This window comes from Roseicyclus mahoneyensis (genome assembly GCF_003148775.1).
Classification (GTDB): domain Bacteria; phylum Pseudomonadota; class Alphaproteobacteria; order Rhodobacterales; family Rhodobacteraceae; genus Roseicyclus; species Roseicyclus mahoneyensis.
Map to the genome: position 1 here is coordinate 23,556 of NZ_QGGW01000016.1, position 13,609 is coordinate 37,164.

Annotated in this window: 10 protein-coding genes; 1 reads left to right on the forward strand and 9 read right to left on the reverse strand. The window is 57.8% G+C overall.

Features of this window, described 5'->3' with window-relative positions:
- Window positions 1–100 precede the first annotated feature (100 nt).
- The 4 genes from C7455_RS19150 to C7455_RS19170 form a co-directional block, all read right to left on the reverse strand.
- Window positions 101–1,438, reverse strand: a complete 1,338-nt coding sequence (locus C7455_RS19150) for a reverse transcriptase domain-containing protein (protein WP_109671002.1) — start codon at window positions 1,436–1,438, stop codon at window positions 101–103.
- A gap of 679 nt (window positions 1,439–2,117) precedes the next feature.
- A complete protein-coding gene (locus tag C7455_RS19160) occupies window positions 2,118–4,409 on the reverse strand; it encodes an AAA family ATPase (RefSeq protein WP_170119155.1) in 2,292 nt (763 codons plus the stop codon).
- A gap of 69 nt (window positions 4,410–4,478) precedes the next feature.
- Window positions 4,479–5,342 carry a GIY-YIG nuclease family protein gene (locus C7455_RS20275; RefSeq protein ID WP_170119156.1) on the reverse strand — a complete coding sequence of 288 codons (864 nt, stop codon included), beginning with the start codon at window positions 5,340–5,342 and terminating at the stop codon, window positions 4,479–4,481.
- Between the two features lie 217 nt (window positions 5,343–5,559).
- The gene (locus C7455_RS19170; protein ID WP_109671006.1) at window positions 5,560–6,069 is read right to left on the reverse strand and encodes a hypothetical protein; all 510 of its coding nucleotides are present in this window, start codon (window positions 6,067–6,069) and stop codon (window positions 5,560–5,562) included.
- A gap of 232 nt (window positions 6,070–6,301) precedes the next feature.
- On the opposite strand from C7455_RS19170, the gene C7455_RS19175 reads away from it, so the two are divergent.
- Window positions 6,302–6,715, forward strand: a complete 414-nt coding sequence (locus C7455_RS19175) for a MarR family winged helix-turn-helix transcriptional regulator (RefSeq protein WP_109671008.1) — start codon at window positions 6,302–6,304, stop codon at window positions 6,713–6,715.
- A 216-nt stretch (window positions 6,716–6,931) separates the two neighbouring features.
- Here C7455_RS19175 and C7455_RS19180 read toward each other — a convergent pair whose 3' ends face one another.
- The 5 genes from C7455_RS19180 to C7455_RS19200 all read right to left on the reverse strand — a co-directional run bounded on the left by C7455_RS19180 (window position 6,932) and on the right by C7455_RS19200 (window position 13,183).
- Entirely contained in the window at window positions 6,932–8,164 is a 1,233-nt protein-coding gene (locus C7455_RS19180; RefSeq protein WP_109671010.1) for a type II restriction endonuclease, read from the reverse strand.
- Complete coding sequence (locus C7455_RS19185) at window positions 8,151–8,618, reverse strand: very short patch repair endonuclease (RefSeq protein ID WP_109671011.1); 468 nt, start codon at window positions 8,616–8,618, stop codon at window positions 8,151–8,153. The genes C7455_RS19180 and C7455_RS19185 overlap by 14 nt, the downstream gene beginning before the upstream one ends.
- Window positions 8,611–9,885, reverse strand: coding sequence for a DNA (cytosine-5-)-methyltransferase (gene dcm / locus C7455_RS19190; RefSeq protein WP_109671013.1), 1,275 nt, complete (start codon window positions 9,883–9,885; stop codon window positions 8,611–8,613). The genes C7455_RS19185 and dcm overlap by 8 nt, the downstream gene beginning before the upstream one ends.
- A 134-nt stretch (window positions 9,886–10,019) precedes the next feature.
- Window positions 10,020–11,780, reverse strand: a complete 1,761-nt coding sequence (drmB, locus tag C7455_RS19195) for a DUF1998 domain-containing protein (protein WP_109671015.1) — start codon at window positions 11,778–11,780, stop codon at window positions 10,020–10,022.
- Window positions 11,777–13,183, reverse strand: a complete 1,407-nt coding sequence (locus tag C7455_RS19200) for a helicase-related protein (RefSeq protein WP_170119157.1) — start codon at window positions 13,181–13,183, stop codon at window positions 11,777–11,779. The genes drmB and C7455_RS19200 overlap by 4 nt, the downstream gene beginning before the upstream one ends.
- Between the last annotated feature and the right edge of the window lie 426 nt (window positions 13,184–13,609).

Below are 13,609 nucleotides of genomic sequence, written 5' to 3' on the forward strand. Positions count from 1 at the left end.
GATGATCCCGGCTCTTATAGGTAACTGAGCATTCGCACTGTGGGCGATCCAAGCAAACAAACGAGGTATCTGGCTGTGCAGCGGCGTGCGTTTTCTCCGCTTAGCCCGGCGCTTTGTCCCGCATATTATCGAACAAAGCGGCTGTTGACGGCACACCAAGTATCATCGCCTTCATCCTTGGATCGGCTTTTCCCAGCTGACGAACGACGAACCCATGATAATCTGAGACTTGCTCAGAGACGAAATTGTCGAGCTGGTCGAAAGGTTGGCGCTGATTGCAGAATGCAAACGACTTCTGCCAACCATAAACACGTTTTCCCAAGGCATCTAGGGTTGCGCTCTGGGAATGCTTGGGGTTCAAGTTGCTGCCCTTTCTTAATGCTTCCTTGATCGCTGCCTTTGACGTGGAGAGCGCCTCTCTAACCCCAACCTTCATATTGTCGATCGACTTGGCGCTTGGAACGCATCTCTTGGGCTGCAAGGTGCAGCCAAGGAAGTTGATGGCCGCGCTACACTCACCTTGTTCGGCCTTTCCGTGACCGTCTCCGGGTGAATAAAGTCCGAAGCCGAAACCCGTCAGTGTTTTCTCTGCATATGCTTTGGCTGCGTCAATCGACTCGATATCAGATCCTACCATCAGGATATCGTCAATGTACCTTACCGCAGTTACGCCCATCGTGTTCAGCGTCTGATCCATTTCGTAGAGCAAGACGTTTCCGGCGAAAGCAGAAAGTGAGGACCCTTGCGCAACACCGGTGCCGTCTTTCGGGAAAAGGTGGGTGTAGCCGATCAATTCTTCTTCATTTCCCAAACGAACCTCCAAGGCTCTCGAGAACAGTTCGACAAGCGCTTCATCGCCTGTTTCACCTCGAACAAAAGACACCACCTTTTCAGTCGGGATCTTTGTGAAGAAAGCACGGATATCGGACTGGAAGTAGAACTTCGCGCCATGATCGATGGCTGCCATGATTGTCTCGATTGCAGGGCGGACACCCCCATATGGATAAATAAGCCCTCCAACACCGTATTTGGAACGATTGACATCGTTTATGCGACCAAGTCTTGCATCGCGCACCGTTTCAAAACGTGTGTCTGGATCCCGCAATTCTCGTGCTATCCTTGGCTGCAGGACCTGCAAGATCGCCCGCTGCACCACGCGGTTTTGGATCGTGGATATCGCAATAGGCCGCGGGTCTTTCCCAGCGGCAAGGCGCTTGCGCTTATCTTTCAAAACGCCCTCAACGGGGTCGAAGGAAAGAGTATTCGTCCGTAGTTGACGTATTATGCGCCGCAGGTGCCGTTGGTGCGCAAACTCAAACTCTGAGGCTTTGCCTCGAATCTCGGCATTACCAGAATTTAAGGCGCTTCGCTTTACATGCCGCCAAGCAGCAAAAATGTTCTGTTCACTTCTGACTTCTTGAAAAAGTGTCTTGGCCATGTTCTTCGCTCGGGTCCTCCGCACATACAATCCCGACCGTTGACGCACACCCATCCCCTGCGCACGGCATGGCCGCGACGACAGACACCTCAGCGGCAAATGCCACCTTGGCGCGGTCTCCGTGGCGCACGATCCGCATGGAAAGCTCCAGCTTCACGTCGGACGCCATGGGGACCATGGACGCTGCGGCAAGCGCGAACAAAATTCCGCACAAGCCGGTAATCCAGCTCAGGCGAGCCGGTTTTTCGGGGCAAATCCACACATTTCGTCACCTTCCACCTTAGCAGGTTTTTAGCAATGTCAAGCGCGTTACGCCCCGGCCACACCCGCCGCTTTGAATGCTTATCTGCTGCTTGGAGGCCGTCCAATGACGGAGCATTCACAGCTTCAAAGCCAACGGTCAGGCTCAGCCCATCCCCTGCGCACGGCATGGCCGCGACGACAGACACCTCAGCGGCAAATGCCACCTTGGCGCGGTCTCCGTGGCGCACGATCCGCATGGAAAGCTCCAGCTTCACGTCGGACGCCATGGGGACCATGGACATACCACATATAGTGGTATGTCAGAGCGTTGCATTCAAGGGGTGCTCGCTGAGATTTTGGTAGGTCAAACTCGACAACCCAAACAAAAAACCATTCCTCGCCTGATCAGTGCAGGTTTCGTTGAACCAGGAACCGTTTAGATGCTCTGTAATAACCTCGAGCTGCTGTTTTCAACCTCAACGCATTCAGCGCAATTCTCCAGTAACGGGCCCTCGGCTTGACCTGTCATTTCCGCCAGTTTGACGCCTGACAGCAACCCGGCAAGATCCGGGCCCGAAAGACTTCCTCGATCCAGCAACATTCGGGCCATCGCGATCAGGGTTTCGCGATTTTCCGTGAGGATTGCCAATGCGGCACTTTCCGCACGGGTGAGATGGTCCTGGACCCGTTCCTTCAGGCTGTGATCAAACCGCAAGCGATCGACGGCTGTGTTTGGGGGCCCCATCCAGACCGTTCCGCTTTCTCCCAGCCCATATGACATTTCAAGACCGGTCGCTCTTTCCGTGGCTTTGGCCAAATCACTGTGCTGTCCCCCACCTGCGCCGCCGCTGGGGCGTCCGAGAACAAGGCGTTCAGCGGCCCGCCCGCCAAGAAGCAAAGCGATATCACCCTCAATGTCAGACCGGCGCATCGCGCTGGGAAGCTGGGTCATGTCAGCCTGCCCGCCGCCTTGATACAGTGACAGGAGCTTTGGCTGCGCCCGGCCCGTCGCATGCGCAACGATGGCATGCCCGGACTCGTGCAGGGCGACACCCCAACCGATCTCGGGTGCGATGGATGGCCGAATCCGTTCGACTGCTGTTGTCAGATCATCTGCATCCAATTCACGCCGTTCCCGCCGTGCGGTGGCACGGGCTGTCTTGACCGCATTTGCGATCTGCGCACCGGACAGACCAACCGCCCTTGCGCAAACAGACGCAAGGTCGGCATCCCGCAGATCATTCCCGAGGTGCCACCGAAACGCGGCTGGCAGCAGATCAAGTGTCGGGTGGTCCATTTTGATCAGATAATCGAATCTGCCCGGCCGTGTCATGGCAGCGTCGATCCTGTTTGCGAAATTCGTGGCGGCGATCACGACGACACCCTCCCGCCCATCGAACCCGTCAAGACATTCCAGCAATCCCGCCACAATGCTTGCAGTCCATGAGGAGTTCTGATCATGCGGGCGGTCCCGATCTCCGATCGCATCCAGTTCATCGATGAAGACAATTGCGGGGCTGGCTTGCATCGCTTGATCGAAAAATGCCCGCATTTTCTGAAGCAGATCGCTCGATCTGGCGCCTTCTGACTGCCATTTTGACAGCGATCCGGCAAAGACCGGAAACCCTGCGTCACGGGCGAGAAGTTTGGGAAGCTCCGTTTTTCCGCAACCCGGAGGGCCTTCAAGCAGCAAACCACTGGTTACGTCTTTCCAGCGGATCTTGCCTGCTTGCCAGTCCCGCAAATCAGCAAGGACTTGTTCAACAGGTTCCCGAACGTCGGCGGCCAGCGGAAAATCAGCAAGTCCCGGGGCCGCTGAAATCTTCCCCTTGTTCAGCAACCTGACCAGCACTTGCCCCGCTCCAATCGGGTTTGGCGCACGGGCGGCGATTGTCAGCTGTTCGGGCGTCAGCGCTGCAACCTCTGCGGCGCTGATGGAAGCGGGAATGTCCGTCTCATGCACGATCTGTCCGGGGTAGAGATGGCCGAGGATCACCCGCAGCATTTCGCGGTCCAATTCCGGAAGGTTGATTTCGGCTTCCAGAACACGGGCAAAGCTTGCAGGAAGTGTCGAAGGGTTGGCGCCTACCAGCAGCAAAGGGCGGCCCTCATCGATCACATGTTCGAAGCTTTTGGCCAGTCCGAAATACCCGGTTTCCTTCCCGGCAGCTGCGCTGCCCAGCAATTCGCTGACCTTACGGGCATCCGGCCTGTGCAGCCCCGGACAAAGATCCGGGCTGGCGACGATGGCCCGTAGAATGTTTGTCATCATGCCCGGAGAGTAGCCAGCAGGCGACCGCAAAAACAGAATGCTGCCCGGCTTGCAGAATGCATTTGCAAAGCCCTCTGGTGTCACAAAGCAACGGGCAAGCTGAACTGCCATCATCACGCCTTCGGCCCGTGGCCGTTGGTGATGTTCCGGACAAGTCGGCAGGATGCGGCCCATGTTTTCCTGCCAATCCATTTCGATTTCATCGAGGATCGAATCCACATGGGGTTGCTCGACATCGCCCGGCGCCTGATCTCTGCCCTCGGGTTCGCAAAAGCCGCTGAGCTTCTTTTGACGCCCCTGCGCTTTCGGCTTTGTCGAGGCTGAAGCAGCGATCAGCGTGCCATGCCAATCCGTAAATGCCCATTTTGCGTGAGGCGGGAGCGCAAGCTGCTCCAGAATCTCATTGGCAAAGGAACGCCATTTCTGGCCGTCGTTTCGTGTTGTTGACTGCGTCATGGTATTCTCCCGCATGGTTGCATGCGTTTCATTGCATTGGGTTTTTCGGAGGGCTGGGCCGAGGGGCCGTCACCGCGTGGTGTCAGCAGCGACCAATCTCGCCTTGATCTGATCCATCAGTGTGGTGATTTCACGTATCAGTGCCGGGCGATAAATCTCGGAAACCACGTTGATATGGGCCGAGTAGGTGGCAATCGGCACAACGCCATCGGGAAAATCCCGGACAAGGCTGGCATTCGCCTGCTTTTCGGCGGCGCAGGCGTCATGCCCGGTTGGCATTGGCAAAAGCCTCAGGAACGTGACTTTGGCCAACTTCGAAAGCCCAAGTTGATGCCGAAACCTGCGTTTCGGATTTGCGCTGTATCCAAGCTTGACCACATCAAGATTTGCGGAAGAGAGCTGAATTCGGGCGAGATAAATCACCGAAGGCTTCGATGACCAGCTTTGACCGCATGCAGCGCAGTCGCATTGCCCGTTGCGCATGTTGACGCGTGCAACCCTCTGAAGATGGCCGCAACGGTGACGGTACAAGCGGTAATTCGCCTTCCCATCGGGGTCAGGCCCAACACGTTCCCAGCCTTGCGCCAAGGCTTCGGCCTTTTCGTGTTCGATCAGGCAAACACGGCATTTGACATCGACCTCGCCTTTCCTGACTTTTTCGACAAAGCCGAATTGACGCCGCACATCATGCCCGCAGAGCGCACGGAAGACCCCGTATTTATGGTGTTGAGGGTCGCGCCGCAGGAATACGAGCTTTGCCCCATCGGCGGCATTCTGGCGCTTGGTTGCCGCACAACCACCGCAGCGGGGGCGAGAATCCCGCAAGGCGAACAGTTTTACCGCCGTATGCGCCCCACATGCCTTGCACTCAAGCGTCAGGTGAAAACGATCACGGATCCGCCGAACAATGCGAAAACCTTTCTCATCCGCCATACGGTGCCAGTCAGGGGTAATGGGGCCGTCATAATCCGACCACCCACAGGAGGGGACATGACGCGAACGGTGGGAGACCCAGAGCCGCGACGGGTTCAATGTTTTGGGGACAGAGTGAGGGGAACGATCCCGCGTTTTTGGCAGTTCGGGCATGGTCGCACCTGTAACTTAAGAAGGGAAAGGACAGCGATGGCGATGCTGGGGCGCAGCCGAAATGTCACAGGTTCGGGGCTGTTTCGTCCCGACCATGGTCCGGCGTCCCGTCAGGGCGGAGGTCGATCATGCCATCGTCGAGGGCCGCGTAGTTTTCGAAAAGGGTCAATCCCTTCAAGATCAGCTGGTTCAGCCGGAAATTGACAGGATCACCCCACGGCAGCAGGAAAACCTGCGTCTGACTGGCCCGATGGCGCAAATAGGCCATCTGGTCAGGATCGCTGCTTTTCATCGCGACAAGGAACAGCCGCGCAATAGCCTGCAAGCGCACCTCAGCCTCGGTCAACGCAGGCAATGCAATGACAATCGCGGCTTCTCCGAGCGTTGCTGCATGCATGGTTTCAGCGTCACGAATCCAGGCATCTACCGCGGGGTCTTGTCCGGAATAGCCAGACAGGTCCCGCTCTGCGTCGATCATCTTATTGACAAACAACAGAAAAGCATAAAACCGGACAACAACCGGGGTGCGCAAACCGGACAGGTGGTGGGGGGTCGAGGTGGACGGGTTCGTCATGATCGTATCCTTTGTTGATTTGGCCAGCCTGTGCTCTCGCCAGTTAGCTAGCCGTGTAGGTAAGGTGGAGATAGGTGGAGTAAAGCTACACGTCAAGTATCTTGCGAATATATTTTGTGGGAGGTCGATTTTCTTGCTAGCCGCTCACATCTTGAGGGAGGATAAGTAGACGTGTAGCTTTTTAAGGGGTAACGTCCCCGCAGAGGTTCCGCCGCATGACCAAGGCTTCAAGATGACAGATTTCCCAGACTTGCGCGTGATAGACCCGCTGAACACAGCCGCACGCTCGGTCAATCGCGCCTTGACCGAGGCGCTTCGTCCCTACGGCCTGAGCTTTGCGCAATTCTGCATAATCGACCTGATCGACAGGGGCGGCCCGCATTACCCTTCAAGTCTTGCTCGCAAACTGGATATCGAGACCAGCACCATGGCCTCCACCCTCAAACGAGCCGAGGGGGCGGGGTTCATCATCCGCTCACCCGACCCAAACGATGCGCGGGGTGTTGTCGTTACCCTGACAGACCACTCCCGGGAGATACTGCCGAATGCCAGGGCAGCGGTGTTGGACATCGAAGTACGGTGTGCGAGTGGCGTGACAGGGGAAGAGCGAGAAGGCGGGATCGGGTTTTTGAAAAAGATTTGGTAAAGCTGACAGAATAGCTTTCTCGTGAACTCGGGTGTTGGCGTTTCAAGGATTATGTCGACTTGGCGTCAAAATAACCCAAACCTTCTGAAAGAACTTCAAGCGAAACCTCTTGCATTACAGTTCGAGGGCGCATCACCAAATGCTTGGGAGAGTATTCTGAATTCCGGCTTGCCGCCTGCGCCATCCCTTGAAATGCTGATGGCAGATCGAACTGAACTATAAATGATTTAACATCCTCAAATCTCCCAAGAAACTTTCCAGCGTCATGATATCTGTCCGAATAGCTGGCGGGAATTTAGCAATCAGTGGTTCGGGCACCACAAGCTGCACATTGGCCTGCGTCATCTCGCGGAACTGTGCCTCGGACACGCCCTCTTGTAAGGTCAGAAGGTGCTTCACCGAAATCCGGTCTGCCTCGTTGATCACCTGCCGCCAGCGGTCGCGGCATGTGGTCTTGGTGGCGAGCATCCGAAGTCGGGCCTTGGGAAAGCCTGGGTCACGATAGGCAGCCTGCGATGGGAACAGGAAGTCTGGGCGCTTGCCTGGCTCCGACTGCGGCCCGTGCTGGAAATCTACACCCTCGCGGAACCGCTCCTCTATCAGGATTTCCCGCGTGTGCAGTTCCAGCGAGCGACCCGAGCGTGCCTTGCGCCTTTGCAGCACGGTTTGCGCGCGGGCAATGAAATCGTCCAGAGTCGTGAAGCCGACTCGGATCGCCGGAAGCTCTATCGCCTCTTCCACGCTTCGGAAGATTTCAAACTCGCAATCGCGCCGCCGCAGAAGCCGCTTGTCGGGCGGCGTGCCATGCTCTGGCCGAAGCTCAACTGTCTTGCGCACAATGTCCGCGCCGGTCGGGAACTGTGCCAGCCATGCGGGCGGAATCTCGGCCGGCTCAAGCCAGCACCGAGCGGGCCGGGCGGCAAAGGGCGGGAACAGCCCGGGTTGATCGGGGGACCACATGACAAAACTGCCGGGCTCCACCGGCCCGAACCGCTCCTCGGCAATGTCTTCCTCTGTCTCGTGACGGCACACCCAAACATGGCAGCGGATCGCCGCACCGTTCTCGTCCAGCGGAAAGGCGAAGATCGTCAGAGCGCCAGTGCTCTCCGGGTCCAGAAGCGCCGAAGCACCGCCGCCGAAATTGGTCAGCCGGGTTTCGTCCCTGCCATTTTTCTGCCCCTCGGAGCGCTTGGAGTTGTAATAGATCGCCCGCACCTGCCGCACGTCCATGTGCGAGTCTACCGCCAGTTCAAACCAGTGATCCGGGTTCTTCTCATCCGTCCGGTTGATCGCCGGGAATATGCGAAACAGGAACTCTTTCGGGATATAGGGGCCTGCCTGATGCGTCCGGTTGGCGAGCGTGTCATTGCCCGAAAGCCGCTTCACGCAAAGGGCGATGCCAGGTGCGCAGAACTCGCCGAGCCAATCCGTCAGATCAGATACCGCCATATGCTCCCCCCGCAATCATCTCGTGCGCCCGGCCATTCACAAGCCATTCCGCTGCGCGGTCAAGAACCGTTTCCACCGGCAGCCGCTCTCGCCCCTTGAGGGCGCATTCCCAGATTGTTAGCACCCGCCAGCCATCGGCCAGAAGCGCCGCCTCTGCGGCCTTGTCGCGGGCCGCGTTGCCTTCGATCTTCGCGCGCCAAAACTCTTGCCGCGTGGCAGGCAGGCGGAACAGCGGGCAGGTGTGCCCATGCCAAAAACAGCCGTGAACGAACACCGCCGCGCGGCGGCCCGGGAACACCAGGTCGGGCGAGCCTGGCAAGCGGCGGTCATGCAGCCGGAACCGGAAGCCCCGGGCATGAAGCCCCCGCCGCAGGATCATTTCCGGCTGCGTGTCCTTCCCCCGGATGCCCGCCATCATCCGGCTTCGGGTTGCGGCGTCCACAACGTCAGCCAACGAGCGGCAGCCGCCTTTGCAGGTGTGCAGGGTCTTGCGTGGCCTCGGCCGCGATAAAGGGCAGCATGTGCCGCGCAACGGCTTCGATCACCGGCACGGCAACCGAATTGCCGAACTGCTTGTAAGCCTGCGTGTCCGAAACCGGGATTTTGAAGGCCGACTCTCCGGGCTTGTCGAAGCCCATAAGCCGGGCGCATTCGCGCGGGGTCAGGCGGCGCGGGTTTTGCCCGTCCCCCCGGTCAATCAGGATTTCGGAGCCGTCCTTGTAATAGCGGGCAGAGAGCGTGCGGGCCACGTCTCCCGGCCCCACAAGCCCGAAGCCGAAGCCGTTCCCGGCCGCGCGGTGCTTGGCGGCATAGTCTTGCAGATAGCGCCACAGATGATCGGTCAGAATGAACTTCGGATTCACCCGCCCCGTAGCATCGGTGTAGTGCTTGTCCGGCCCCTTCTCGCTGCCGTCTTCCGGGTGCAGGATTGCCTTGAGCTTCGGCCCGTTCAAGGGCGAGGGCACGTCCAGATCGTCAAAGGTGAAATCGCATTCCTCGCGGAAACCGGCGATCAGGATGCGTTCGCGGTGTTGCGGCACATAGCCCTTCGCATTGATCACGCGAGGCGTAGGGACGTGATAACCAAGCTCGCGGAGCCTGCCCAAGATCACGGCAAAGGTGCGCCCCTTGTCGTGATTCACAAGGTTCTTCACGTTCTCAAGGAGGAACGCCTTCGGCCGGTGCTCGGCGATGATCCGGGCCACATCGAAGAACAGCGTGCCTTGCGTCTCGTCCGCGAAGCCGTGCGCCCGACCGAGGGCGTTCTTCTTGGACACGCCTGCGATGCTGAAGGGCTGGCACGGGAAACCGGCAAGCAGTAGGTCATGCGCCGGAATATCCTTCGCGTCGATCTTGGTTATGTCTCCGGCAATCTCGTGATCGTCATGCGGGAAGTTCGCGCTGTAGGTCAGCTTTGCCCAGCGATCCCATTCCGAGGTGAAGACGCACTTGCCGCCGAGCGGTTCAAAGCCCCTTCGAATCCCGCCAATTCCTGCAAACAGGTCGATGAACCGGAAGGCAGGTTGCCCGGCCTCGGCCACTCCTTGTCCACGTGCGAGGTCTTCCAGCACCGCAAGCGCGGCCTGCCGGGGCGGCGCCTCGCCGCGCTCCCAGCGATAAAGTGTCGCCGAAGAATAGCCTAAGATGGGTCCGAGGGCTTCGACAGACAGGCCTGCCCGTTCACGTAGCCTTGAGAAGTCAGAACGGCTTTCGTCGAGCATGGCGTACCTCCGGGTCAAATTTTCTCATCTTTGCCGCAATAAACACACAGAAACAAGAACAAAGAATGAATATCAGACGAAAACCTGATCGCTGCTGCTTTTGCGGCAGTCTGTTCCAAAAGAAGATCGCGCCGTTACGCAAGCAAGCGACTGAAAAACGCAAGAGGGCCCGCGCTCAGCAAGGTCCGGTCCAGAAATCCGTTCCACACCTCACAACTTGTCTCCGGCAAAAACACACAATTATGACAAGCCGCGTGGTTACCATTGGAGCCGCTTCGCGCCATTCCCTCGGAACAAAGCGGATCGGCCGAGCATAGTTCATGGTCAGCCAATGCTTGTAGCACAAGCTGCTCCATCCGAGCCGGCCTGGCCTGCCGCGACAGGCCGCCCATGGTCCCGTCTGCGTCGGGAGTCGAGGTGTAGATCAACAATCCCGCCATATCTGGTCCAACGTAAAGACGCTCCCTCAGCGCACTCGATGAATACCCACTGTCGAGTGACAGTCGTACAACAAGTGCATGCGCAAGGGTATGGACAAGCATATATCGTGCGCTCAGTTGAGGTGGCGGACCTTCCGCCGGCTTTCCTTCGGCTCGGGTCGTCTCCAAGAATGTAATTACAAGCCCTTGAAGGTGCTTTTCAACATCTGGCCTTTTCTCCCAATCGGAGACAGCATCAATGTCCAGGGTGAGAAAAACGCCTTCGCCGTGCATGGCAACGGCCGGAAGCCACGACAGCGCAGAGCGCGACAAAGGCACCGCCTCCGGTTTGCCGCCCACCTGTGCCTTCAGCCTCGTGAAACCGGTCAATGCTCGCACTTCCCGAAGGCGTTCAACGGAAGAAATCCACGAGATCATGCCGTTGAATACGGTCGGAACTGGCTGACGACGGTTGAGCAAGGTCATCGCCTCCGCGTTTGACGCGGACGTATCCGTTAACAGCATCCGGAATTCGTCAAGCCGAAGGTCATGTTCAGCATCAGTGCTGTCCTGTTTCATCTCCCTGAAGCGTCGGGCGATTTCCTCTGCGCTCTCGTCTCCGTCCCAAATCGGCAATATCTTCTTCGTGATGAAGGAGACCATCATTGCCTCATCTTCGAGAAAATCGAGCATTTCGATGAAATCCCCAATCTTTTCCTTGAACGGGACCTTCCAGTCCGGAAGCGTGATAGCGCTCTGCTCAATCGAGAAATATACGTTGCTGGCACCTCGTTGCGTGATCCGCGGCGCCGCCTCACATCCCATTTCACTGCCTCCAAGCCAAGGCCGCCCACCCCGACATTTGTGTTTCGGGATGCCCCTCGGTGAAAATGCTTCGGCCATTGAACGACTGCCACCGCAGGACTTACATGTCAGCATCAGCCCACCAATGCCCGCTCCAGCTGTCCGGAGCGCCAGAACGGGCTGGGTGCAGGATTCCTTGTGTGTCAGCCAGGACATCCACGGAAAATCATCAAGGTGGCCATTCTCACAAATCGTCACGAAGCGGACTGGCACCACAGCAGGCTTGCCGCGACACTTGCCGCAATGAAGACTGTCACCATTGCGAGAGGGAGCCCATTGTCCGGAACGATTGATCACGTGGCACTCCGGGCATGAGAGCCAATCCGGAAAGCGTTCGATCGGCAGTACGCGCTCCCGGGTCTGCCCGTCTTTGAGGTAAGTTCCGACCGGAGGCGCCCTGAAATGATCGACACCTAACAGAGCCTCGAGGCGGGGTTCCCGAACGATATCCTGCTTGTAGCCGCCTTTCGTATAGGCTTCCCAAGCTTCCAGACCCTGCATGACCCCTGACAGAAGTGCGCCACTTCCCGGCAAACGGAAGTCGACAATTGCCCCTGGACCGAAGGTTGAGATGATCTGGCTGCGGCGGATACTGCCAACATTCTTGCTCATTGGATTTCCTCAGCGTCCGACAACACAGTCTCTTTAATCACAAAGCCAGTAGAAGGCTCGACAGCACGAAGTGTGCCGGGCGTGGCGCGTGCGAGGCCCTTGGAAAATCCAGAGGCATTCGATGTTGCCTGTGCGTCAGCAGAGATCAACAAGGCGTTGTCCGACCAGTTGTCCCAATACTTTGCTACCGCGCCACGCCGCAGCCAGCGTTTCAGGAACTCGCCAAGCTCTTGTCGGGCGGCTATGGCTTCGTCCGGATCCACTCTGGATATACGCGCACATATCAGATCAATAAGCACATCCAATTCAGCTTGATGTGATTCCGCATTGGCCGGACTGTTCAACATTCCGGGAACCAGATGCCTCGCCATGGCAACGAATGGCGCATGGAGAGCCTTGTCTCGCGCCCTCGGTGCGAATGGGGTTACGCCAGTTGCCTCGACATCCCGATAGAGCGCGCCGTGCCATGTTGGGAAAGTCTCGTAGCGACTTCGGTCGCGCGATTTGTTCGCATTGTAGAGGGTGACCACCAGCCCCGGCACCTTGCCACGGCCAACGCGGCTCGTTGCCTGGATGTATTCGGCGATGGTCTTTGGTTGGCCGTTGACCAACATCAAGCCGAGGCGACCCACGTCCAGACCGACGGAGATCATATTGGAAGCAAGGACAACGTCTGCAGCTTCGCCCGTGTCACGGCTCGCATCCAGTTCAAGAAGCTTCTCGCGGATTTCGTCTGACTTTACGCGACTGGTGAGTTCGCTCGGTGGCTGGAGAGGGCGAGATGTTTCTTGCCGCCGGGCAGAAACCAGTTCCAAGCTGTGTTTGACGTCGTCCTGCATGATGATCGAGGCGCTTCCGAGTTCGCGCAGCGAATTGAAATAACCCACCAACGTCCAGTAATGATCTTCCTCTTGCTTGGCGAAGGAGGGATCGGCAGCTGCCTGGAGGAGCGATGACACGATGGCCTGATAGATGTAACTGGCTGTGCGGCCTGCCGTGGTTATACCAAGATAAAGCCGACCGGGACTGCCCTGCTCCACACAGGCAAAACCCGAGTTGGAATGATGCAATCCTGGCGGGGGGAATTGCATGACCTTGCGGTCAAACAGGTTAAGGACCTGATCAGCGGCGCGGCGGATTGTTGCTGTGGACCCGATGACCTTCGGACGACGGGTATTTCGAGTGCATAGAGCATCAATGGCCGTCTCGAAAAGCCCTGCCATGCTCCCCAAAGGTCCCGCGATCAGATGCAATTCATCCTGGATTATCAGATCCGGTGGCAGGCGCCCCGCATCGCCAAGCCCGAACAGCCGACCTGTTTCCTTCTTCGTAACGATCTGGACGAACTTGTCAGCGGTACCCAGAAGGAGCGTCGGAAGTTCACGGTAAATGTCATCATCCACTGTCCAGAATGGAAAGTGAGTTCTTGCTTGCCCTGAACGGCACCCGCTCTGTCGACAGCGTGCATGAACCCTGTCACCGCTCTCGGCGACGTCCCACTCCAAATGAGACCCACAATCAGGGCAGTGTTCGATCTGGGCCGGAGAACCCGTCTTTTCTGTTTCGTTCACTTTGTTCGGCGTGGTGTCCCTGCCGACCCAAAGGCCAATAGAAATTGGCGCGCCTTGCGCAAGCGAAGACGGAATACTGGTTCCGGGGCATTCGTAGTCACCCGTCCGCAACAGATCACTTGCGAGAATCATCGCGGCTGCCCGCTGGAACTGCTGCGCTGTCTGAGCTACCCCCCGAAAATTGGACAGTGACGGAAGCTACGATCTGAGGTCTGCTGATCCCCAAGACGAGGAGATCAGAATATGTCGAAACGCAGG